The sequence below is a fragment of the Acetobacter senegalensis genome, from assembly GCF_001580995.1.
GTDB lineage: Bacteria > Pseudomonadota > Alphaproteobacteria > Acetobacterales > Acetobacteraceae > Acetobacter > Acetobacter senegalensis.
Genome location: NZ_LHZU01000121.1, coordinates 12439 through 34298, shown reverse-complemented (window position 1 = coordinate 34298; position 21860 = coordinate 12439). Strand labels below are relative to the sequence as shown.

The following is a 21860-nucleotide window of genomic DNA, read 5'->3' as shown; positions in this document are numbered from 1 at the left end:
AGGCAAGCCAGTTTGATTGCTGACATCGGAAGGTGGCTGGTATCATGATGAAGAAACAGGACGCGTTAAGGAAGAAGCGGTGGACGAACTTTTCTGGCAGAAAAAATGGGAACAGAACCAGATAGGATTTCATGAGCCAACGCCGCATTCATTTCTTGTTCAATATTTCTCATCCCTGCATTTGAAGAAAGGCGCGTGCGTTTTTGTTCCTTTGTGCGGGAAAAGCCTGGATATCCATTGGTTGCTCACTCAGGGTATAACGGTAGTGGGCGTGGAACTGAGCCGTATTGCCGTTGAAAGTCTGTTTCAGGAACTGGGTTATACGCCGAGCGTGACAGAGTGGGATGGTGGCGTAACTTTTGAAGCCGGTAAGCTCCGGGTTTATGTAGGGAATGTTTTTGATCTCACGACACAGGAACTCGGGGGCGTCAGTGCGGTATATGATCGGGCGGCCCTGATCGCATTACCTGAAGCTATGCGCCATAAGTATGCAGCCCACATTGTTTCCATCACTCAAGCGGCTCCTCAACTGCTGATTACTCTGGATTATGAGCAGGCGCTTCGGAAGGGGCCTCCTTTTTCAGTGGGGGAGGAGGAAGTGCGGCTGCTTTACGCAGCCTCTTATGAGCTTGAAATTCTGGAACGCGAAGACGTTGAGGGCGGCCTGAAGGGGGTTTGCCCCGCGGTGGAAATGATCTGGCACCTTAAGCCCCTTTCAAAATAAGCTTTGAAAGGGGAGGAACGTGTTCCCTCATTCTTTCTTCCTAAATGATGTCTCCGGGTTACGGGAGGCGAGAGAGGCCTTCCAGAATGAGGGACCATAGGCCAGCATCATCTACCGAGCGAAGGAAGGTGGCGTTGGCGGGGCGCTCTGTCACCTGCCACCAATCTACAACTGTTGCGCCCAGCGTGAGCGGGCTGGCAACTTCTACCTCTACGTTGACCTTTTTGCCTGCAAAGAGATGGGGAGCCAGCACGTACCCTACCGTGCAGGGATCATGCAGCGGGGCACCCGGCCAGCCATATTTGTTCAGGTCAAAGCGCGCGGAGAAATTCAGCATGGCATGGGCCGCTGTGGCGCATTGGCCTGTGAGGGCCGCCAGCGCTTCCAGTCGATCAGGTGTGATCAGAAAACTGTGGGTGATATCCAGCGGCACCAGAGTGAGCGGCAAACCGCTATTCAGCACGATGGCCGCGGCATCAGGGTCTGCAAAGGCGTTAAATTCGGCTGCCGGTGTAATGTTGCCTGTCTCAGACCAGGCACCGCCCATTGCAACAACCTGCTTCAGCCGCCCCACTGTTTCTGGTGCCTGAATCAGGGCTGTAGCCAGATTGGTCATGGGGCCAATGGTGACAAGGGTAATGCTGTTGGCAGGATGAGCGGCAAGTGCTTCCAGAAGAAACGTTACGCCGTGCTGCTTTTCTGGCACATGGCGCGGAGTGGGGAGATCAGGGCCGTCCATCCCGGTCTGGCCATGCACGTGTGCGGCCGTAATGGGGGCGCGACGGATAGGGCGCGGGCAGCCTTTGTAAACCTTGATATCTTGCCGTTTGGTGAGTTCAAGGATTTTACAGGCATTTTCGGCGGTCTGTTCTACAGAGACATTTCCGGCTGCGGCAATAATGCCCAGCAGGTCAATCTGTGGGGATGCCAGAGCCAGCATGATGGCAATGGCATCATCCTGTCCGGGGTCTGTATCAATAATAAGTTTCTGCCGGTCCAAAACTGTCTCCGTCTCTGGTGCTGGCGTATGGTCTTACAAGAGAATGATGCCTGCAATAGCGGCGCTCATGAAATTGGACAACATGCCCGCCAGCACGGCACGCGCGCTGATACGCGCCAGTTCAGCACGCCTTTCCGGGCACTGGCTGCCAAACGCTGCCACAAGGATGCCAATGGAGCTCAAGTTGGCAAAACCGCAGAGCGCGAAGGCGGCAATAGCCCCGCTGCGTGCTGAGAGAGCCCCGTTCTGGAGCGAAGGACCAAGATGCAGGTAAGCAACAAATTCGTTGATGACCAGTTTCAGCCCCAGAACGGAGCCCACAATACTGCATTCACCTGCCGGAACGCCCAGAAGCCACGCTATGGGGGAGAACAGCAAGCCAAACAGATATTCCAGAGACAGAAAAGGCATATGGATCAATGGCCCCAAAGCCTGAAATCCGCTGTTAACCAGGGCAATCAGCCCGATGAAGGCAACCAGTGTGGCCGCCACGGCCACTGCTGTTTTGGTGCCTTTTAATGCGCCTTCGGTAATGGTTTCAAAAAAAGCGTGATTATAGGACGAACGCCCGGCGGCCAACGTATCAACCGGGCTGCCTGCTGCGCGTGGGGCCAGAATTTTTGCGAACATCATTCCGCCCGGAATGGCCATGAAGGAGGCTGCCACCAGATAATGAGCAGGCACGCCTAGGCCCACATATCCAACCAGCGTTGCCCCTGACACTGATGCCGCCCCGCTGCACAGTACGCTGAATAGTTCGGTCGGGGCCATGGTGCGCAGATAAGGCCCTAAGGCAACCGGCAGCTCACTTTGGCCAATAAAGATTGTGATAACCGCACCAAATGATTCAACGGGCGAGGTGCCAAGGGCCTTTTGCAATACTTTTCCCGTTGCGCGGGCAAAGACCTGCATGGCCCCCACATGAAACAGGATGGCGATCAGGGCGCTGACATAAACAAGGGAGGGCAGCACCCTGAAGGCAAACACAAAGCCATCATGTGGGAAGACGGTGTCCATTTTGTCACTGGCCAGTGCGCCAAAAAGGAACCGGGCTCCTTCATCGCCACAGGCAAGGATGCTGGTGACAAAGCGGGAAAGAGCCCACAAAATCTGCTGGCCTACAGGCACGCGCAGAACCAGCAGGCCGATAGCCACCTGAGCCAGCAGGCAGCTCAGAACGGTGCGGAGATTGATATTTTTACGGTCTGTTGAAAAAAGGACCGCAATGCCCAGAAGCAGGAGAATACCGAGACATCCACGACTATGCATTGAATGGTCCTTATCTCAGTGGCTGTGCTGACACACATCCTGACCAGATGGTTACAGAAAGACGGGCCTGTTCTGCGTAAGTGCTGCGGCTGTCTACAAGTGTGATCCGTCAGTTGCCCCATTGGGGAACAAGGAAGCGCGCAGGGCAGTTGTCCTGAACCTGAGGGCTGCTCATGAACGCATCGGTTTTGGGAAAACTGGAAAGAGAATCGGGTTTGAGCGTAAACCAGATCTGGGCGAGTACAGATTGTCCCTGTGGGGTCTTGTTGCACTGAAACTGCACGCCCCGTTCGGGTAGGGCGCCTGTGTCAGCTTCAATCTGTCTGGTCAGGTCGGCCTTCTCGATAACCATTCCTGACTCAGCGGTCAGATGGCGGGCGGAGGGAAGTTGTTCAAATCGATCTCGCAGTTGGGACGCAACCGAGAAAAACTGCTCTCCATCCATACCGAAGCAATGCACATGCTTGCTGTATTCGTGCGCCACAAGATCAGAATGTGTATGGGCGACGACCTCAGACAGATGGTGAGACAACGCCTTGGAAAAAGTGGGAGGCGGAGAGGCCGCATCGCCCTCATACAGGCCGCATCCTTTGCGCCACCAAGTGGTTACTGGAACCTGTGCCTTTATCAGGTCAGACGGGCGGGAGGCCCAAAGCCCATGCAGCCCGATGAGAGGGGCTTTGGGCTGATCTGCCTGACAGCTAGAGCCCTCTGGTCCGGTGCAGAAGCCCGGCTGCCATGTCAGGGCGAGGGTATAATGCCCAAAATCTCCATGTTGAGGGGCAGCAAGGGAGAGCGTCGTTGTTGTGGCAGGGGAAGGAGCGGGCGGATGATGCGCACATCCGGACATCAGGACGCAGGCGGCCATGACGCCGGAGAAAAGAAACTGTACTGCCCGCATTCCCTGTTTGATCCTTGCTCTGACGGGTTAAAGAAAAACACTCTACCCTGCTGATGGGCAAGATTATGCTTCTTGCTTACATCTTGTGTGGTGTCTATGGTTTTCTATAACGAACTCGTATTGTTTATAACACATTTCATAACAGCATGCGGCGGCCGGAAAAGCAGGGCGCGCCGGATGAAACACGGAAGACCTTATGACCGAGAGTGCGGCTTACCCCAAGGTTTACCTTGGCGGAGACCTTGTTTTCAGAAAAGACGCTCAACAGCTTTTTAAAGCGTTCAAGGAGGCCTGTCTGGCAGTACGCCTGCATGGTGTGTCGCCCTTTGACGGGCAGGATGAGGTAGAAGCGTTGCCACCGGGAAAGGAAACCAGCCTGCTGATAGCGCGGCTGGACCGTGGTCTGATGGATGAGTGTGCTGCCGCATTGTTCTGCATTGATCCGTTTCGCCGTGCTGCGGATATGGACCCCGGCACTGCGGTGGAAATTGGCTATATGGCGGCTCAGAACAAGCCAATGGCCGGCTATACGGTGGATGGTCGCTCTTACCACCAGAAGGTACAGAGCTATTTTGAACAGGCATGGCATACGCCACTGACGGAAGAAAAACCCCAAAATGGCGGCAGGGTACGCTGGTTGGATGCAGATGCCATGATCGTGCATTCAGAAGGACTGTTGCAAAATGCCATGGTGGAAGGGTTTATCCGGCAGGCTGGTGGGGATATTGCCGTAGCGGATGATATCCTGACGGCTTTCCGTGCGGCGGCCTCTGATCTGGCTGGCCTGATTTATGGAGCTTCTGGTCAGGAAGGAGCGTCCCATGGATGATAAAATGACTGCGACATTGACGCAGAAAGCCTTGGCAGCACGCAATAATGCTTACGCGCCTTATTCCCGGTTTCATGTTGGCGCGGCATTGATCACGGAAGACGGACAGGTGTTTTCCGGGTGCAATGTTGAAAACGCAGCCTATCCGGAGGGTGTGTGTGCCGAAGCTGGCGCTATTTCTGCCATGGTGGCTGCCGGTGGGTCTCGCAAAATCGCAAGTATCATGGTGGCGGGTAAAGGCCCTGCGCCATGTTTGCCCTGTGGTGGCTGCCGCCAGAAAATCCGCGAATTTGCAACCGCCAGAACCTGTGTGTTGGTGGTGGATGAAGACGGTGCGTTGCTGTTCAAAGATGAACTGCATGCACTTCTACCATCGTCTTTTGGCCCTGAAAATCTTGAAACTGGCACGGAAGGGAAACCGGCGTGATGAGCATGAGTGGTTTTACCCGTTTTGCGCGACGGTGTGTTCTGGCAGTGGGGCTGTTGGGCGTTTCTGTTCCCGTGATGGCGCATGCAGAAGCAGATCGGATGGTCATCTTTGATGATGACGGTTTTGCTCTGGCCCAATGGATGGTGCTGAAGGCACCTCATGTCAAAGTTATGGGGTTTGCCACCGTCAGCGGGGATTTCTGGCAGAAAGAGGCAACCGCCTATGCCCTGCGCGGATTGGAAATTGCAGGCCGCACGGATGTGCCTGTGGTGCAGGGTGCCACCTATCCGCTCATGAATTCCGAAAAGCTGACGGACCGTTGGGAAGCCCTTTACGGCAAGCTGGTGTGGAAAGGGGCATGGATGAAAAAATGGGTGGAAAACACTACCCAGGCTCTGCCACCGTATCATCCGGCTGATGTCGTGCCTGATCTGCCGTGGGGAAACCCCAAACTCAAACCTTCGCCTGAAAATGCGGCCATGTTCATGATCCGCATGGTGCATCAGTATCCGGGCCAGATCAGTATTATTGAATGCGGCCCCATGACCAATCTGGCTCTGGCGCAGAAGTTGGACCCGGAATTTGCCGGTCTTGCCAAGGAACTGGTTTACATGGGGGGAAGTCTGAACCCGCGCCAGAAGCTGACCAGCGCGGCTTCAGCCCAGTTTGCGCGGGAATTTGGCAATTCGCCGCGCCGGGAGTTCAATATCCGGTTTGATCCGGAAGCTGCGTCCATCACCATGCATGCGCCATGGAAGCGGATTGTCATGGTACCGGTGGACCCATCTACCGAGACAGAAATGTCGGCTGAATTTGTCAAAGACATTGCATCCGCAGATACGCCGATAGCGCGTATTGTGAAGCGTTCTGCCAACAACTTCCCCCTGTGGGATGAAATTGCAGCCGCTGTCTGGCTGGACCCAAGCCTTATCCGTTCCAGCACAGACCTGTATGTGGACGTGAACACCATGTTCAGTGCGCAATATGGAGATATCCTTTCCTGGACGGAGGGGTATCAGCCGGATGTGGGCGAACAGAAAGAGAAAGTGGTGCTGACTGTTGATGTGCCGCGCATGAAGGCTCTGATCAAGGACCTGATTTCCAAGCCCTGAAGTTGAAGAAGGGACAGTCTCATGAACGTTTCCTGCCTGCCTTGCCATTGAGTGTCGGCAGGCAGGAGACGTCCCGTTTCTTAGTCGTGTTTGCGTCTGCGACTGCGAGAGTAGTGTTGTCTGATCCCTTACCTGTGAAGGTCTTTGGGGTCTGACTGATACGCAGTGTGGGATATCTTGCGTGTTAATGCCACGTAAGAAGATTTTTCCCACTCAGACTGCTATTCTACCCTGCGTGATGATCCGTTTTCTTTTCTCTCGCCAGATCTGTCTGGTGGCCAGTCTGCTGATGTGGCCTCCGTTGTTCGCGCGCGCGGAAGACGGGGTAAGCCGCAGTGAGGTCTACAAAAACGTTGCCAGGCTGGCCGCAGTGGGAGACAAGCTGTTTCATGATCCGCGCCTGTCTGCTTCTGGCGCGTTATCCTGCGTCAGTTGCCATAGCGAGCACGCAGCTTTTGCGCCTGACAATATGCTTTCTGTGCAGTATGGCGGTGTGGATATGGCGCAGCGCGGACACCGGGCGGTACCGTCTCTCAAATATTTAGAAAATGTCCCGCAATTTACAGAACATTTTTTTGATTCCGAAGATGAAGCGGATGAAAGCATTGATAACGGCCCCACAGGTGGCCTGACATGGGATGGACGTGCCAACACGTTGGCTGAACAGGCCGCTATCCCGTTGCTGGCTCCTTTTGAAATGGGCCGACAAACACCACAGGAGGTTGTTAACCGCGCTGTTCGTGCAGGTTACGGCGACACGTTGAAGGAATTGGGGCCTTATCTGCACACGACAAACCTGTTTGTGGTCATAACCAAGGCGCTTGAAGCTTATCAGCAGGATTGGCGGCGCTTTTACCCATATTCCAGCAAATATGATGCCTATCTGGCGGGAAAAGCCACACTTTCCCCTCAGGAGCAGTTGGGGTTGAAAGTGTTTGAAGATCCCGAGAAAGGGAACTGTGCGTCCTGCCACAAAAGTCAGCCCGGTTATGACGGTACGCCGCCGCAATTTACGGATTATGGCATGATTGCCGTTGGTGTGCCGCGCAACAGGGCTTTGCCGTTCAACAGGAACCCGAACGCGTTTGATCTGGGGCTGTGCGGACCCGATCGCACGGATCTGAAGCAGCATGCAGACTATTGTGGGTTGTTCCGCACACCATCATTACGGAATGTAGCGACACGCCACACATTTTTCCATAATGGCTTTTATCATTCCCTGCGTGATGCCGTGGCTTTTTATGTATTGAGAGACACGCACCCGGAACAGATTTACCCCGTGGGGAAAGATGGAAAAATTCTGAAATATGATGATCTGCCTGAGCGCTATCAGGAAAATATCAATATGGACCCACCGTTTGGGCCTCAGCCAGGCAACAGGCCTGTTCTCTCAGACAATGAGATCGACGCGATTGTGGCCTTCCTTAATACCCTGACCGACGGATATTCGGCCACGCAGGCTTCTGACGCCACACAATAAAGTGGCGCCAGAAAGGAGAGGGGTGTCAGGGAGTTTGGTGAGGGAGGAGCAAGGCTCCTGTCAGGTCTCCGAGTGGTTTGCCTGTGCTGGCCTGAATCGCTTTATCTCGGCCAGACAAGCCATCAAGGGGACGCAGGTCATAGCGCTCGGTCAGAAACTTGATGATGGAGGTGGTGTCCTGCACCGTTTTATCCACGTAATGCTGGCGGGCGAATGGAGAGATGATGATGGCGGGAATACGCGAGCCAGGACCCCAACGGTCTCCCTGAGGAGGGGCGACATGGTCCCATAGGCCACCGTTTTCGTCATAAGTGACAATAACCAGCATATGCGGCCACTGCGGGCTTTTTTCCAGATGGCTGACAAGATCTGCAATATGACTATCGCCGGATTCAATGTCTGCGTAGCCTGAATGTTCGTTCAGATTGCCCTGAGGCTTATAGAACGAGACCTGCGGAAGTTTGCCGCTATCAATAATGTCCTTGAAGCGTGCTCCGTTCAGACCACCATCCTGCAAATGTTCCTGCCGAGCGGCCTTCCCTGGAGCATAATTGACGTAATAGTTGTAAGGTTGATGGTGGTATTGAAAATCAGGCATAGGGTAGGCGTTGCCGTGATCCTGCACATGCTGCCATGCCCCGGAAAACCAAGCCCAGCTAATGTTTTTTTCGCTCAGTCTATCGCCGATGGTGGGGGTGGTCTGTGGTGGCAGAGTAGTGGGGCGGGTGGGGTCGGCAAAGCGCGGGTCCTGCCCCTCAGCGGGTTTGTTGCCACTGGGTTGATAAGGGGGCTGCATGGTGTTGACCGCATGGAAGTCAGGCGTAAGATTTCCATCACGCACAAATTTGGGAACCCCTTCAAGGGCTGAGTGGGGAGAGTTGGGGGCCACAACCAGCGCGGTGCCTGTTTTGTCCGCCATCACAATGGAGGGATGGGCAGGGCTTGTGTCTGCAGCCGGATAATAGGGGGCGCACGCACAGGCCAGCCATTGGTGGTTCAGAAAGGAACTGCCGAAAGTCCCCATGAAGAAATGATCTGCCATGGTGTATTTTTCAGCAATTTTCCACATTTTCATGTGACTGCCGTTCCAGTACCCCATGGGCATGGCACCCGTATCAGCCCACGCAACAAACATGTCATTCTTGCCATGGTTGATCTGCATCTGGTTTTGATAAAACCGGTGCCATAGATCATGCGTCAGCGTGTTCAGGGGCACATTGAAGCCTTTTGGGTCATCAACAGCAAAAGGCTTATTGGGAAGGTGCTCCGTCATGGCTTGGGTGATGGGGTTAGGAATACCCCGTCCGGTCAGGCCGCCCCAGACTGGCGGCAGTTCTTTTAGAACCGTTCCGTCCCGGTCTTTCTGCACATATGCATCGGCCGGGATTGTGGCGGAGGTATCAGCCCCCGGAAAGCCCCGGTAAAGGTTATCAAATGAACGGTTTTCCGCAAAAATGACCACAACGGTCTGAATGGCGGATAGATCCGGTTTCTGCTGGGCCGTTTGCGCTTGTGCCGCAAGCGGCAGGGACGCCGAAAGGCTGATCCCGACCATGGACAGAGCAGAGTGCAAGAAGAGGATCGTTTTACGCGGACGATAGGACGAATATCGGGACGAAAAGAGAAAACGCATACCTATCTCTTGCTCTGGGGAATGACAGATATGCATCTTTTCATATCTGTCAAAAGAGTTCAATTTTCAATCGGAAGGACCACACTGTGGCCCCTCATGCTTCAAGGGCCACTGTTCACGACAGAAGCGTCTGTACGTCATCCCATGTGGGAGCTGCGTCGGCAGCTCCTTTGCGGGTGGTCGCCAGAGCGCCACAGGCCGATGCAAAACGAACGGCCTGCGGGAACGGGAGGTCTTTGCTGAGTGCGACCGCCAACCCGGCATTAAAACAATCGCCTGCGGCAACGGTATCAATGGGTATGACTTTGAAAGGGGGGATAAAGCCTTCTTGTGTGCCGTCATGCCAGTACGTGCCGCGTCCTCCCATTTTGATAACAATGGCACGTGCTCCTTTGCTGAGGAGGATTTGCGCAGCTTGGGCAGCTTGCTCAGCGGTTTCTGGCTGAATACCGGTCAGGAGCGCTGTTTCTGTTTCATTCGGGGTCAGGATATCTACGTTCTGCCATAGGGACGCTGGGAGCATTTCAGGTGGCACAGGGGCAGGGTCAAGGATGACAAGCCCGCCAGTTTGTCGGGTTTGTGCTGCGGCGGCGGCAACACTGGCGAGCGGGCATTCTAGTTGCAGAAGCAGAATGCGGGCACGTTTCAGCCAGTCTGCGTTTTTTTCAACATCCACCTCATTGACAGCCATATTTGCCGCACCAACTACGGTAATGCAGTTTTCACCGTTACGATCGACCGTGATCAGGGCGATGCCGGTTGGATGATCTGGATCACAATAAACAGGCGTTGTCTCAACCCCAAAAGCACGGAGAGCGTCCTGTGCGAAAGCGCCAAAATGATCTGAACCCACCCGTGCCACCAGCGCCACCTGTGTCGGCAGGCTTTGGCAAAGGCGGGCGGCTGCCGCGGCCTGGTTGGCTCCTTTCCCTCCCAGCCCAACAGCATAATTGGATGCATGCAGGGTTTCTCCTGCCTTGGGAAATGTGTCGACACGTACAGTCAGATCAATATTGACGCTGCCGAAGGACAGAATCAGAGGTGTCGTATCAGACATACAAAGCAAGTTCCTACAAATGAAAGCAGACTTGAAGAGTCTGCACTGAGAGAAGGCTAGAGGAATTATATATATAAGGGAGGACTCATATAGAAGGTTGATGAGTCCGAGAGCGATATATCGTGTGCTATCAATATGAAATTATAATTTAAGAATGAGATGCGTTTTTAAAAAGATTGAAGCAAAGACATATTACTAAAAATTATATGACAGAACAAAACCGAAAGATAAAAATTGCTTTGAATTTTCTAACGTTAGAATCGTATAAAACGATAAAAGCTTCCAAAAATTAAATAAAAATCCATAATAAAATTATAAAGAAAGAAAAGATTTTGCCGCGGGTGGTAGAGGGAAAAATTTAATTTTTGTAACTTAAGCTCATTTTTTGTATCTGATCAGGAAATTAAAAATAGTTAGGTCTTTTTTTAACAGGGAATAAATTACAATTTCAAAAGTTTCATTGCTTGGTCTTGTCAAAATTAAATTTGTAATACATTTGATTGCACTCCCGCTGTTGGTAGAAGGATGTGCATCTCTGGTTCTGATTTTGGGGGCTTTTGGGCCCTGAATCGTGGTGCGCGTCTTCGCGCGGCAAACAGGAAACGTTTTACATTATAACACACACGCACGCGCCCTTTGTCGTTCATTGTGTTATGGAAAGGATAAATGGCTTTTCTTCCTAAACGCCCAGAAGAAGGTGATTGTTTGAAAGGCGCATTCAAGCAGGAACCCCGTCACACTTCGCAAGGTGCGGGGCAGGGCGATAATCGCCTGTCTGTGCCTGAAGCAAGCCTCCTGGAAGGAACTTGTCTCCATACACCCGCTGGCAAAGCCAAAGTGGAAACTCTGTCTCCGGGCCATGCCGTGCTGGGCTATGCCGATGGTCAGGAAACCCCTCACCACGTCTCTCAGGTGAGAGTGGCCTATGGCATGACGTTGCCTGGTCTGCCTGATGATGAAGCCGGCTATCCCATCCGTATCTTGAAGGACGCCATTGCAGATGGTGTGCCAGCGCGTGATGTGGTTCTGACGCCTGACCATTGTCTGTTTTTTGAAGACAAATTTGTGCCGCTGTCTCTGTTGGTGAACAGACTTTCGATTTTTTATGATCGTACGTTTACCGCTTACAAGGCTTATCCCGTTCAAACTGATCCGCATGCCGTGCTGATTGCGGAAAATCTGCTGATTGCCAGTGCGCTGCCACCATGCCCGGAAGACAGCCATTGGCATACACGCACCCATATGCCGGTGGTGACAGACAGAATAGTGGTCGAAGGGCTATACCATCGCCTTAAATCTCGTGCGGAAGTGGGGGGACTGGAAAGCCCATTTTACCTTCCTGAAGTCACGGATGATCATGACCTGCAACTGGTCACAGAAAATGGTCAGTTTATCCGAAAAGCGATGGAAAAAGACAACGTAGCCGTTTTTATGCTCCCGCCCGATGTGCATGAGGTGCATCTTTCTTCCCGCGCAAGCCGGCCGGTAGATGTTATTGGCCCTTATGTGCAGGACAAGCGCTATCTTGGGGTGCACGTGGGCGATATCACGCTTGTTGATTCCCGGAAACGGAAAAAGGTGATGACACATATCAAGGAGGATCTCCTTGGGTGGCATCCGCCCGAAGAAGATGGAGGCCGGTGGACCAACGGGCATGCGCATTTGCCAATACGGCGTGATGCAAAGCGTGGGCCAGGAATGTTGGGAGTGCAAATTCTGACAACCATTCCTTATCTGGTGACAGATTATCATGGCCCCCGGCGGCACCGTCACAGATAAGCGCTTTCTGGTTGTTTTCTGTGCCATAAGAAAGGATTGAGAGCGCAGGAAACTGACTTTTTTGACCAGTCAAGTACTATGGAGCGTCGTAGTTCAGCTACGGGTAGGTCGCGTATAATTTTTAGAGGCCATTTCAGAAATCAGGTGTTGCCTCCGGCATGAGATTTCTGAAATGGTCTTTAAAAACATGACTGAGACCTGCTGAACTGAGAAAGTGGTTCCATGTATAAGCTGTTTGTTTACGATCATTGTCCCTTTTGTATCAAAGCCCGCATGATATTCGGGCTACGCCACATTCCCTTTGATCTGGTTATTCTTCAGAATAATGATGAAGCCACGCCAAAACGGATGATCGGCCAGAAGATGGTGCCCATTCTTGAGGAGAATGGCCACTTTATGGGCGAAAGCATGGATATTGTGGCTCATATTGATGGGCAGGGAGCGTCCCTTTTAACCGGTCCCACTAATCCGGCGATTTCCGATTGGTTAAAACGGTCCAACAGTTCCTTGTACAGACAGTTTCTGCCCCGCGCAGCCTGTGCCCCTTTCCCGGAATTTTCCACAACGGCGGGACGGGCGTATTTTCTTCGGACCAAAGAGCGTTCCACGGGGGCATTCTCGGATATTTTGAGTGAAGGCACAGTGGCCCTGGAACCGCTAAATGCGCTTTTGCAAGATCTTGCGCCGCTTGTTCAGTCAGCCGAGGCGGTGAACGGTCATCTCTCCACGGATGACATCCATCTTTTTGCGCAGTTGCACAGCCTGTCCCTTATTGCCGGGCTGACATATCCTGCCGCGGTGGAAGCATACCGACAGACCATGTCAAAACGGTGCGGTATCTCTTTGCTGGATGACATTGCGATCTAATTGCACCGGGAGGGGAAAGCTGCTCAAGCTAGGCTAAAAGGCGGTGCTCAGAATTTGATCTGGAGCATGGAGAGAACGGCCTGAAAGTTTTCAGTGCTGTGTGTCTCCCGGATGGTGCCGTTTTCATATTGCAGGCTGACCCGGAGAATATCGGTCGGCCACCAGTTCAGATTCGCGGACCATGTCTGCTGGTGGCCACCATCTACAGAAGCTGACCGCAGATTGGCGTCAGAAAAGCGGACGCCAGCTTCCAGCACTCCGCTGCCATCACACAGGGTTGTCTGGTTTTTCTGGCAGGTGGGAGCTGAAAAAGCAGCTGTGCGAGACTTCCAGGCACGGGGCTTGCCAATCAGCGTATAGCTTGCCTGAGCGTACCATCCAGAAAAATGAAGATGCTGCGAACCGATGTTTTCTCGCCGGTTGGCTTCAATCTCGTACGCTTCTCCCTGCACAAGCAGTCGTTTCCAGGCGGCGGCGGCTTCAAGCCCGAATGCACCTGCGCTGCGCAAAGGAATGCGGCCTGTGTCGAGGAATTTTCCTGTCAGACCAACATTCAGTTCCGGAAAATCTGAAAAATTGGCGGCAGGCGGCTGCCCCGGACTTTGTGCCGCTTTGAAAACCCATTCTCCGGAAAAACCGACGTGAAACAGAATGTCTCTCGTACGGATAGGAATACCGACCAGCCGGAAGACAATCGCCCGTTGGTTGCCGTCGTGATCCGGCCCGGCAGTACCGGCTGTGCCCGCTACCGCAACATGATAGCGCGTGCCATGTGCTTCTATCTGAACAGCCTGCCTTGCAATACCTGCCGCAAGATTACGGGTGATGGTGGCAATGCTGGCGCGTTCTATAAAAACGGTATCCCCTTGGGCCTGCATGGATTCAAGCCCAAAGCTGGGTTTGAAAATGCCAGCCGTAAAAACAAAATGCTTGAGGCCCAGATAGCTGAACTGCCCTTCAAACAGGCGCATGGGGCCATGGGGTACAGGCCCGAAATCCCAGATTGCGCCAATTTCGAACTGCTTGTGAATGGTAATGCGTGCGCCATTCCGCAACCGGGCAGCGCGAATGCCTACGCCGGGGGCCGGAACGCTGGTTTGTGGAAAGCCGCCAATATCCAACTGGTCTGTTGCGTAGGGCTTGATGACCACATCCCCCAGTGTGATGGACGGCACTGTGCCTGCGTGTGCGGCACTGACGGAAAGGGGGGCGCCAAGGGTGAGAAACAGAGAAAGAGGCCGCAGGAAGAAGAGCTGTCTGGTGTTCCTGGGCATTTTAAAACAGCGGACCTTCCGTATGCATCATGCGCGCTTTGTTGAAGCGCAGAGTGAAGAGGCAACGTGTAAGGAGAAGCGCCGGAGATGAAAAGCCCATGCGTCTCGTGGATTTCAGGGGATTGCCCGGACGTAATATCTCCTACGGCTTTCTGATCTGTATCAAGGGAGGAAAAGTGTGTTGCTGGCCCGGATGTGGCGGCCTGTTCTGCCCGAAGTCAAATAAACGATATCAGGAAGAAGAGGACGTGTTTTGCAGGAACCGGCGGCGCATGGGCCGCAATGCGGCTAATGCCAGAAACGCGGTGAGGATATCCCCGGCAATGGCGCAGGCAAAAACAGGGTACCAGCTCTGGCTTGCCTGATGCAGCCACGCCGCCAGTGGACCACCCAAGACGGCACCTACACCTTGAGCCATATAGAGCATACCATAATTGCGGGAGGCGTCTCGTGTGCCAAATGTATCTGTCAGCGTGGCAGGGAAAAGAGAGAAAATTTCTCCCCACCCAAGAAACACAAGGCCGGAAAGCAGCACGAAAGCGACAGGATGGTGCGCCATGCTCAGCCAGCACAGAAGGGCTAAGGCTTCCAGCGTGAAGGCGAACGCCATTGTCTGCTCGCGCCCATATCTGTCAGACACCCAGCCAAACAGAGGTCGGGTTAAACCATTGGCAATGCGGTCAAGCGTCATGGCCAGTGGAAGGGCGCTCATGCCGAGTATGGTCAGGTTTGCGACACCAAAATCATGAGCGATCTGGGCAAGTTGGGACGTCACCATCAGCCCGGATGTCGCCATGGTGGTCATCATGAAGAACATGAGCCAGAACAAGGGCGTCTTGAGCACAAAGGGGGTTAGGTAACCAGTCGAAGCACCGTCCGTTTGTTTAGAATGCTCCGGCATTGGCGTTTTGAGGAAACAGGCGGCGCAAAGTCCTACCGCTGCCATTATTACGCCGAACACACACAGGGTTGGGCGCCATCCCCACAAGGCCAGAAAGTGGGAGATCGGGAATGTGGTTAACATGGCGCCCATGCCATATCCTGCAGCCGCTGCTCCCGCGGCCATGCCTCTGTTTTGGGGAAACCACTGCATCAGCAGGGCGACAACACCAACATACACAATGCCGGTGCCAATGCCGCCCAGCCCTCCATAAAAAATATAGAGTTGGGCGAGAGAGGTAGCCGAGGCCGCACTGACCCAGCTTAGACCGGTTACCACAATGCCAATCATGATGAGGGTACGTGGGTGGATATGGTGTGCGATCCATCCCTGAATGGGAGAAAAAACCGTCTGCAGGACGATCAGAAGAGAAAAGGTGACCTGTAAGGCCGCTGCACTGACGCCAAATTCAGCCTTTAAACCGGGCGTGAACAATGTCCACACATATTGGGGGGAGGAAATGGCGGCCATGCACAGTAACCCAGCCGCCAGTTGGCGCCATTTTGCGCTGGCCATCAGAAGGAGTCTCCAAAGCCGCAGAGGTGGCGGGGAGGTGCTTTTTGCCGTGTAGTGAGAAACAGGACAAAGGAAAATGGAGCCGTGTTTTGAAAGATCATGACGTCTGTCTAAGAGGAGTGTGGGCAATCAACCGAACAAGCAGATTTTCATCTTTATTCAAAACAGGGAAGTAACATTCCACAAAGGAGATGACTTACTCTGCTCTCAGGGCTCAGGCTTTTCTGTCCGGCGTTGTTGCAGGCGCTTATGGAAATAAGGCGCTTCCTGTGGCTGCTGGGTTTCCATGGCTTTTACCCTTGTGCCTGCCTGAGCAAGCATTTGGGGGATAAGCCGGGTTTCTGGCAGGTTTTTCCAGTATTTGCGTGGCATTTCTGAACGCATGGCTTTGGTTTTGATCCGCGCCGGGTTGAAAATGGCCATATAGTACGTCTGCCACAACTGCTCCAACGAATCAGAAAGATCGGGCTTGGAGCAGGCTGTGCGGCTGAGGGTGCATTTCTCCCCGTTCCAGGTGATAGAGCCTTTAGGGGTGAGGATGGCCCAGTCCATATCTGTAAAACGGCGTGTAAAAAATGGCGCGACGGTTGGCAGAATGTAATGATCGGGCTCAAACCATGCGAGAAACAATCTGCGCCCATTCTGGCTTTCCCCGATGTCCCGAAAGCGGAGAAAGGCTTCCATCTTGTGTGCATCACGGCGGATCTGGTGGACCATGCGCAGAGCCCGGGCAATATCCGGATCGAGCGGAATGGCTGCCAGAGAGGGTTCGCTCTGCGCGCGCCATAAGATGCGATAGGCCAGATCAAAGCGTGTTTGATCGGCATGGCGCAGAATGGACTTAAGCAACGCCAGACAGTTGCTGCGTAATATGGGGTTGGGGGCGTCCGGCTTGGGTGATGGAACGGTCAAGGGGGCATCAAACAGCGAGGCTTCAGCTGACGCGCACCGCCATTCCAGTTCTTCAGGTGGAACACCCGCCAGAAAGCACTGTCGGGCTATAGGCCGCCATTCTGAAAAAGACGTATCGTGTTCGACAATTGCACCAAAGGCCATGGGTCAGAACAAGGAGAGTTGTTGAGGAGAGGGCAGGAAGGCCTGCCGAAGGTTTATCTGATCTGTCAGGCGGGTAGGAGACCAGCCGGTGGTGTGGAGAAACGGCTTGACCTTTCGGAGGGAGACATTGAGCCGGGCCAGATCTTCCAGACGGAGATGTTTGTGCCGACGGCTGGTGACAATGGCGTTAACCGAACGTACCCCAAGCCCTGGCACCCGCAGCAGCATTTCCCGGCTGGCGCGGTTCAGATCGACCGGAAAAAGCGCACGGTTTGCAAGGGCCCACGCCAGTTTGGGGTCAAGGGCCAGATCAAGCATGCCATCTGGTTGCGCTGCCGTGATCTCGGAAAACTGGAAACCATAGAAGCGGTAGAGCCAGTCTGCCTGATAAAGCCGATGCTCACGCAGTAAGGGCGGAGGGCGGACCGGGAGGATGGCTGAAGCGTCTGGAATAGGGCTGAAGGCGGAATAATAGACGCGCCGCAGCTTGTAGCCGGAATAAAGGGAGGAACTGCTGGCCAGAATATCATGATCAGTTGCGGTATCTGCTCCAACAATCATTTGCGTGCTCTGGCCACCGGGGGCGAAGCGCGGCGGCCGACGGCCTGAGAGGCTTCGCTCCTTTCCCGCGTCAATCCGTGTGCGCATTTCTCCCATGGAGTGCCGGATGATCCCGGCTTTTTTCTCCGGGGCGTAGGCAGCCAGTCCCTGTTCCGTGGGCATTTCCACGTTGATGGAGAGGCGATCTGCATAGAGACCAGCCTCGGCAAGCTGTTCTGCGGATGCATTGGGGATGGTTTTCAGGTGGATATAGCCCCGAAAACCATGAACCTGGCGAAGCTCCCGCGCGACATGCACCATCTGGGCCATGGTGTCTTCCGGTGAGCGGATAATGCCGGAGGAGAGAAACAGCCCCTCGATATAATTGCGGCGATAGAATTCCAGTGTCAGCCAGACAACCTCATCGGGCGTAAAGCGTGTGCGCTGCACGTTGGAGGAGGAGCGGTTGATGCAATAGGCGCAGTCATAAATGCAGAAATTGGTCAGCAGAATTTTGAGCAGGGAAATACACCGTCCATCGGGCGTATAGGCATGGCAGATACCGTTGCCGGTGGAACCCAGCCCTTTGGTGCCAGCGGAATCCCGCTTGCCTGCGCCACTGGAAGAACAGGACGCATCATATTTGGCCGCATCAGAAAGAATGGCCAGACGTTCGGAGAGGCTCTGTTTCATAGTTTGTTCATGATATGTTCTCAATTCAGCCAGAGCGAGACTTAAAATCATTCCGTCATGGGAGATGTCTCAACACGTTCATGGTGGCGTAGTGTTTTTGGCAGACGCCTCTATTTCAACCACCACGTAAGATGCGCCTACCGGTGAGATGCTTGTGATCCGGGGTTGCTGCTTGACATGAGCCTTAGCCACCTTTTGTCACAGGCTGCTCCCGGACAGGTCTTTTGGAAGAGCGGTATGCCAGTCAGCAAATGGTGCGGAGGATGGCTAAAGGGATTCTTCCCCGTCTCTGATGAGAGGGGAAGAAAAGGAACAATCAGCCTTTAAATACCGGCCCGACGGGAAGAAGTTTGCCGGGATTGAGAATGTTGCGTGGATCGAGCGTGGCTTTCAGCGCGCGCATGACACTGAGTGCGCCTTCTCCATGTTCGGCAGCAAGAAATTCCAGTTTGCCGAGGCCCACCCCGTGTTCGCCGCTGCTGGAGCCTCCCAATGCAAGCGCACGGGCAACAATCTTGCGGTCGAGAGCAAGGGCCTGCTGCCGTCCAGCTTCCGTTTCTTCAGTTACAATAAGCGTATGGAAATTTCCGTCTCCCACATGCCCGAGAATGGCGGCGTAGAGACCCGATGCCAGAATATCGTCCTTCACGCCCGTGATCAGGGTGGTTAACTGGGAAATGGGAACAATGCAGTCTGTGCTGATCAGGCGTTGACCGGGGTGCAAAGCTTTTACGGCCCAATAGGCATTATGGCGTGCTTTCCAGAGTGTAGCCCGTTCATCCGCCGTATCGGCCCAGGTAAAGGCCAGTCCGTTATTATCCCGCGCCAAGGCCTCCGTAACCGTGATCTGCTCTTTTACGGCTTCGGGCGAGCCTGCAAATTCAAAGAACAGCGTGGTCAGAGGCCGATAGTTAACCAGATTGGAATAACGAATGCAGGCCTGCATTTGCACATCATCCAGCAATTCCACTCGGGCAATGGGAATACCCATCTGGATGATTTCAACGGCTGTGTTGACGGCGTCTTCCAGATTTTCAAACTGGCAGACTGCTGCGGAAAGCTGCTCCGGCTGCCCATGAAGACGGAGCTGAATTTCCGTAATAATGCCCAAAGTGCCTTCAGACCCAATAAACAGGGATGTGAGATCATACCCTGTGGAAGACTTCCGGACGCGCCCGCCCGTCTGGATGACCTCACCATTCGCCATGACGACCGTCAGGCCGAGCACGTTCTCCTTGATGGTTCCGTATCGTACGGCCGCCGTGCCGGAAGCACGCGTTGCACACATACCGCCAAGCGTTGCTTCACCGCCCGGATCAACAGGGAAAAACAGGCCGGTATCACGCAGAAAGGCGTTGAGGGCCTGACGGGTGACACCTGCCTGAACACGGCAGTCAAGATCAGAACTGTTGACCGCCATGACCTCCGTCATGCGGGAAAGGTCAAGGCTGATCGCACCATCAGGCGGCGTGACATGCCCCTCTACGGAAGTTCCTGCGCCAAACGCCACCACCGGCACCCGGTGGTGGTGGCAAAGGGCCAGTGTTGCGGAGACATCCTGGGTGCTTTCTGCAAACACAACGGCCACGGGCATATTGGCAATTTCCAGAGCCTCGCCATGGCTATGGGCTTCACACACCGAGAGGTTGGTGGAAATTTTGTCTCCAATCTCCGCAGCCAGCAGGGAGAGCACATGCTGGGCGCGTGCCGTGGGATGAAGCGGGAGAGAGGCTTGGTCCGTCATGAATGCTTTCACGTGCTACAGGCAAATTAAACGATAACCATAGTGCCCGTATCTATTGTGCGTCGAGAGGAGGAAGGAAGGGTGAGCGAAAAGTTGAAGCTCTGATAACAGTAGGGTCTTCTTCATTTTTGGGCTGCGAAAAAGCACATCAAAAAAATCGCAAGGCTGTATTGCGTACCACTTGAGCCTGACGGCGTAGCAAGAGCGTGATTCCGGACTTTAAAAATTTGGAACACTGAGAGATAGTGCGTTCTTCGTAAGGAGACAGGAACGTCTGTCGTTCTGTTTTTTGAAGGCTTTGTAGCAAGGCTTTGAAGGAAAACGGCGGCAACACGTGCGTGACAAAAATAAGGAAGATAAAGATCATGCAAGACCGCTGTGAAGCAAAGGGTGTTGAAGGCGTTAAAGGCCAGGACCCGCGCAAGGCACTGGACAAGACAGGTGTGACGTCTTTCCATGCCGTTTACGCCAATCTTTCCGCTTCTGAACTGGTCGCGGCTGCCCTGGAAAGACTGGAGGGCGTTTTATCTGAAGATGGCGCGTTGGCAGTTGATACCGGAGAACACACCGGGCGGTCTGCCAAGGATAAATTCATTGTTGATGAGGCTGGTAGCCGGGCCGATGTCTGGTGGAACGCCACTAATCAGAAAATGAGCCCCGAGCATTTTACACGTCTGACAGATACCGTGCGGGGTTACCTGGCCGGGCAGGAGCTTTTTACGCAGGATCTTTATGCGGGAGCAGACCCTGCGCATCGTATTCGCGTGCGGGTGGTGACCACCAATGCGTGGCATGCGCAGTTTGCCCGCAACATGTTCATTCGCCCACCAGTGGAGGATCTGGAAAGCTTCACCCCTGATTACGTTATTCTGCACGCACCGGATCTGGCGCTTGATGCGGAAACGTACGGCTTAAGGTCTTCCACAGCTGTTGCTCTTTCCTTTGAGCAAAAGCTGATTGTGATTGCTGGCACCCAATATGCGGGTGAGATCAAGAAATCCATTTTCACGGTCATGAACTGGCTGCTGCCCCCCAAAGGCGTGCTGCCCATGCATTGTTCCGCCAATATTGATGGTGAAGGCAACAGCGCTCTGTTTTTTGGATTGTCCGGAACAGGCAAGACAACGCTTTCCTCTGACCGCAACCGTCCTTTGATCGGGGATGACGAGCATGGCTGGTCGGATGATGGTGTGTTCAATTTTGAAGGTGGCTGCTACGCCAAGGTCATTCGCCTTAACAAGGACGCCGAGCCCGATATCTGGAATGCCTCTCACCGCTTTGGCGTGGTGTTGGAGAATGTGACGGTAGAGAATGGCGGCAAGCTGGATCTGGATGACGCATCCCGCACGGAAAATACGCGCTCCTGCTACCCCACGGATTTTATTCCCAACGCAGTTGCAAATGGTCGTGGTGGCAAGCCGTGTCATGTGCTCATGCTGACGGCGGATGCTTTTGGTGTTCTTCCTCCTGTTGCAAAGCTCACGCCAGATCAGGCGATGTATCATTTCCTGTCCGGCTACACGGCTCGTATCGCCGGGACGGAAAAGGGGCTGGGGGATGAGCCGGAAGCAACATTCTCTGCCTGTTTCGGCGCGCCTTTCCTGCCGCGTCCGCCAGCTATTTATGGGGAACTGCTCCGCAAGCGTCTGGCGGCAGGGCAGGTGTCCTGCTGGCTTATCAACACTGGCTGGACAGGCGGAGCCTACGGCACGGGCAAAAGAATGTCTCTGGCCTATACACGCGCCATTCTGGCCGCAGTGCTGGGAGATACCCTGAAGGACGCGACCTTTGAGGTAGAACCTTATTTTGGCCTGAGTATTCCGACCCATGTTGAAGGCGTGCCGGATCAGGTTCTTAACCCCGCACAGGCTTGGGCGGACAAGGCTGCTTATGAGGCGCAGGCCAAGAAGCTCGTCGCGTTATTTGAGAAAAATGCGCAGGAGTTTGCTGCTGATGTCAGCCCGGCAGTTCTGCAATCCGTCGCAGGAGCCGCTGCATAAAAGGCGGTTCTAAAAG

Annotated in this window: 18 protein-coding genes; 8 read left to right on the top strand and 10 right to left on the bottom strand. The window is 54.0% G+C overall.

Translation table 11 applies throughout. From position 1 onward, the window contains the following. Positions 1-19: 19 nt before the first annotated feature. Complete coding sequence (gene tmpT / locus AD948_RS06805) at positions 20-724, top strand: thiopurine S-methyltransferase (RefSeq protein ID WP_248845949.1); 705 nt, start codon at positions 20-22, stop codon at positions 722-724. A 58-nt stretch (positions 725-782) separates the two neighbouring features. Here the strand turns inward: tmpT and AD948_RS06800 are convergent, their stop codons facing one another. From AD948_RS06800 to AD948_RS06790, 3 genes are all read right to left on the bottom strand, one after another. Continuing rightward, positions 783-1724, bottom strand: a complete 942-nt coding sequence (locus AD948_RS06800) for a nucleoside hydrolase (RefSeq protein WP_061471243.1) — start codon at positions 1722-1724, stop codon at positions 783-785. Between the two features lie 33 nt (positions 1725-1757). Continuing rightward, the gene (locus AD948_RS06795; protein WP_006558669.1) at positions 1758-2993 is read right to left on the bottom strand and encodes a NupC/NupG family nucleoside CNT transporter; all 1236 of its coding nucleotides are present in this window, start codon (positions 2991-2993) and stop codon (positions 1758-1760) included. A gap of 109 nt (positions 2994-3102) precedes the next feature. Further along, positions 3103-3894 carry a ribonuclease T2 family protein gene (locus AD948_RS06790; RefSeq protein WP_061471242.1) on the bottom strand — a complete coding sequence of 264 codons (792 nt, stop codon included), beginning with the start codon at positions 3892-3894 and terminating at the stop codon, positions 3103-3105. 196 nt (positions 3895-4090) lie between these two features. On the opposite strand from AD948_RS06790, the gene AD948_RS06785 reads away from it, so the two are divergent. The 4 genes from AD948_RS06785 to AD948_RS06770 all read left to right on the top strand — a co-directional run bounded on the left by AD948_RS06785 (position 4091) and on the right by AD948_RS06770 (position 7745). Further along, complete coding sequence (locus AD948_RS06785; protein WP_006558671.1) at positions 4091-4723, top strand: nucleoside 2-deoxyribosyltransferase; 633 nt, start codon at positions 4091-4093, stop codon at positions 4721-4723. Beyond that, positions 4716-5150, top strand: a complete 435-nt coding sequence (cdd, locus tag AD948_RS06780; protein ID WP_006558672.1) for a cytidine deaminase — start codon at positions 4716-4718, stop codon at positions 5148-5150. The genes AD948_RS06785 and cdd overlap by 8 nt, the downstream gene beginning before the upstream one ends. Further along, positions 5150-6265: a nucleoside hydrolase gene (locus AD948_RS06775; protein WP_082782343.1), complete on the top strand. Its 1116-nt coding sequence runs from the start codon at positions 5150-5152 to the stop codon at positions 6263-6265. Before cdd ends, AD948_RS06775 begins: the two co-directional genes overlap by 1 nt. A 187-nt stretch (positions 6266-6452) precedes the next feature. Beyond that, positions 6453-7745, top strand: coding sequence for a cytochrome-c peroxidase (locus AD948_RS06770; RefSeq protein ID WP_061471241.1), 1293 nt, complete (start codon positions 6453-6455; stop codon positions 7743-7745). Positions 7746-7770: 25 nt separating this feature from the next. On the opposite strand, the gene acpA is transcribed toward AD948_RS06770, so the two are convergent. Continuing rightward, entirely contained in the window at positions 7771-9300 is a 1530-nt protein-coding gene (gene acpA, locus AD948_RS06765) for an acid phosphatase (protein ID WP_006558399.1), read from the bottom strand. A 193-nt stretch (positions 9301-9493) separates the two neighbouring features. After that, entirely contained in the window at positions 9494-10435 is a 942-nt protein-coding gene (rbsK, locus tag AD948_RS06760; RefSeq protein WP_061471240.1) for a ribokinase, read from the bottom strand. A gap of 666 nt (positions 10436-11101) precedes the next feature. Between rbsK and AD948_RS06755 the strand changes: the two genes are divergently transcribed. Both AD948_RS06755 and grxB read left to right on the top strand, forming a co-directional pair. Then, on the top strand, positions 11102-12214 hold the full coding sequence (locus AD948_RS06755) for a Hint domain-containing protein (RefSeq protein ID WP_061471239.1): 1113 nt from the start codon (positions 11102-11104) through the stop codon (positions 12212-12214). Between the two features lie 222 nt (positions 12215-12436). Then, a complete protein-coding gene (gene grxB / locus AD948_RS06750) occupies positions 12437-13081 on the top strand; it encodes a glutaredoxin 2 (RefSeq protein WP_061471238.1) in 645 nt (214 codons plus the stop codon). 47 nt (positions 13082-13128) lie between these two features. On the opposite strand, the gene AD948_RS06745 is transcribed toward grxB, so the two are convergent. The 5 genes from AD948_RS06745 to AD948_RS06725 form a co-directional block, all read right to left on the bottom strand. Continuing rightward, the gene (locus AD948_RS06745; RefSeq protein WP_248845946.1) at positions 13129-14355 is read right to left on the bottom strand and encodes an OprO/OprP family phosphate-selective porin; all 1227 of its coding nucleotides are present in this window, start codon (positions 14353-14355) and stop codon (positions 13129-13131) included. Positions 14356-14587: 232 nt separating this feature from the next. Further along, the gene (gene oxlT, locus AD948_RS06740; RefSeq protein WP_061471237.1) at positions 14588-15811 is read right to left on the bottom strand and encodes an oxalate/formate MFS antiporter; all 1224 of its coding nucleotides are present in this window, start codon (positions 15809-15811) and stop codon (positions 14588-14590) included. 207 nt (positions 15812-16018) lie between these two features. Continuing rightward, a complete protein-coding gene (locus AD948_RS06735; RefSeq protein WP_061471236.1) occupies positions 16019-16867 on the bottom strand; it encodes a TIGR03915 family putative DNA repair protein in 849 nt (282 codons plus the stop codon). 3 nt (positions 16868-16870) lie between these two features. After that, positions 16871-18100, bottom strand: a complete 1230-nt coding sequence (locus AD948_RS06730) for a putative DNA modification/repair radical SAM protein (protein WP_061471235.1) — start codon at positions 18098-18100, stop codon at positions 16871-16873. Positions 18101-18416: 316 nt separating this feature from the next. Next, positions 18417-19844, bottom strand: a complete 1428-nt coding sequence (locus AD948_RS06725) for an FAD-binding oxidoreductase (protein WP_061471234.1) — start codon at positions 19842-19844, stop codon at positions 18417-18419. Between the two features lie 365 nt (positions 19845-20209). On the opposite strand from AD948_RS06725, the gene pckA reads away from it, so the two are divergent. After that, positions 20210-21844: a phosphoenolpyruvate carboxykinase (ATP) gene (pckA, locus tag AD948_RS06715; protein ID WP_082782342.1), complete on the top strand. Its 1635-nt coding sequence runs from the start codon at positions 20210-20212 to the stop codon at positions 21842-21844. Positions 21845-21860 lie beyond the last annotated feature (16 nt).

Bases quoted from the DNA above. Each gene is read 5' to 3' on its own strand.
- AD948_RS06795 (WP_006558669.1), bottom strand. From the start codon at position 2,993: ATGCATAGTCGTGGATGTCTCGGTATTCTCCTGCTTCTGGGCATTGCG.
- AD948_RS06790 (WP_061471242.1), bottom strand. From the start codon at position 3,894: ATGCGGGCAGTACAGTTTCTTTTCTCCGGCGTCATGGCCGCCTGCGTC.
- AD948_RS06785 (WP_006558671.1), top strand. From the start codon at position 4,091: ATGACCGAGAGTGCGGCTTACCCCAAGGTTTACCTTGGCGGAGACCTT.
- cdd (WP_006558672.1), top strand. From the start codon at position 4,716: ATGGATGATAAAATGACTGCGACATTGACGCAGAAAGCCTTGGCAGCA.
- AD948_RS06775 (WP_082782343.1), top strand. From the start codon at position 5,150: ATGAGCATGAGTGGTTTTACCCGTTTTGCGCGACGGTGTGTTCTGGCA.
- AD948_RS06770 (WP_061471241.1), top strand. From the start codon at position 6,453: ATGCCACGTAAGAAGATTTTTCCCACTCAGACTGCTATTCTACCCTGC.
- acpA (WP_006558399.1), bottom strand. From the start codon at position 9,300: ATGGTCGGGATCAGCCTTTCGGCGTCCCTGCCGCTTGCGGCACAAGCG.
- rbsK (WP_061471240.1), bottom strand. From the start codon at position 10,435: ATGTCTGATACGACACCTCTGATTCTGTCCTTCGGCAGCGTCAATATT.
- AD948_RS06755 (WP_061471239.1), top strand. From the start codon at position 11,102: ATGGCTTTTCTTCCTAAACGCCCAGAAGAAGGTGATTGTTTGAAAGGC.
- grxB (WP_061471238.1), top strand. From the start codon at position 12,437: ATGTATAAGCTGTTTGTTTACGATCATTGTCCCTTTTGTATCAAAGCC.
- AD948_RS06745 (WP_248845946.1), bottom strand. From the start codon at position 14,355: ATGCCCAGGAACACCAGACAGCTCTTCTTCCTGCGGCCTCTTTCTCTG.
- oxlT (WP_061471237.1), bottom strand. From the start codon at position 15,811: ATGGCCAGCGCAAAATGGCGCCAACTGGCGGCTGGGTTACTGTGCATG.
- AD948_RS06735 (WP_061471236.1), bottom strand. From the start codon at position 16,867: ATGGCCTTTGGTGCAATTGTCGAACACGATACGTCTTTTTCAGAATGG.
- AD948_RS06730 (WP_061471235.1), bottom strand. From the start codon at position 18,100: ATGAAACAGAGCCTCTCCGAACGTCTGGCCATTCTTTCTGATGCGGCC.
- AD948_RS06725 (WP_061471234.1), bottom strand. From the start codon at position 19,844: ATGACGGACCAAGCCTCTCTCCCGCTTCATCCCACGGCACGCGCCCAG.
- pckA (WP_082782342.1), top strand. From the start codon at position 20,210: ATGCAAGACCGCTGTGAAGCAAAGGGTGTTGAAGGCGTTAAAGGCCAG.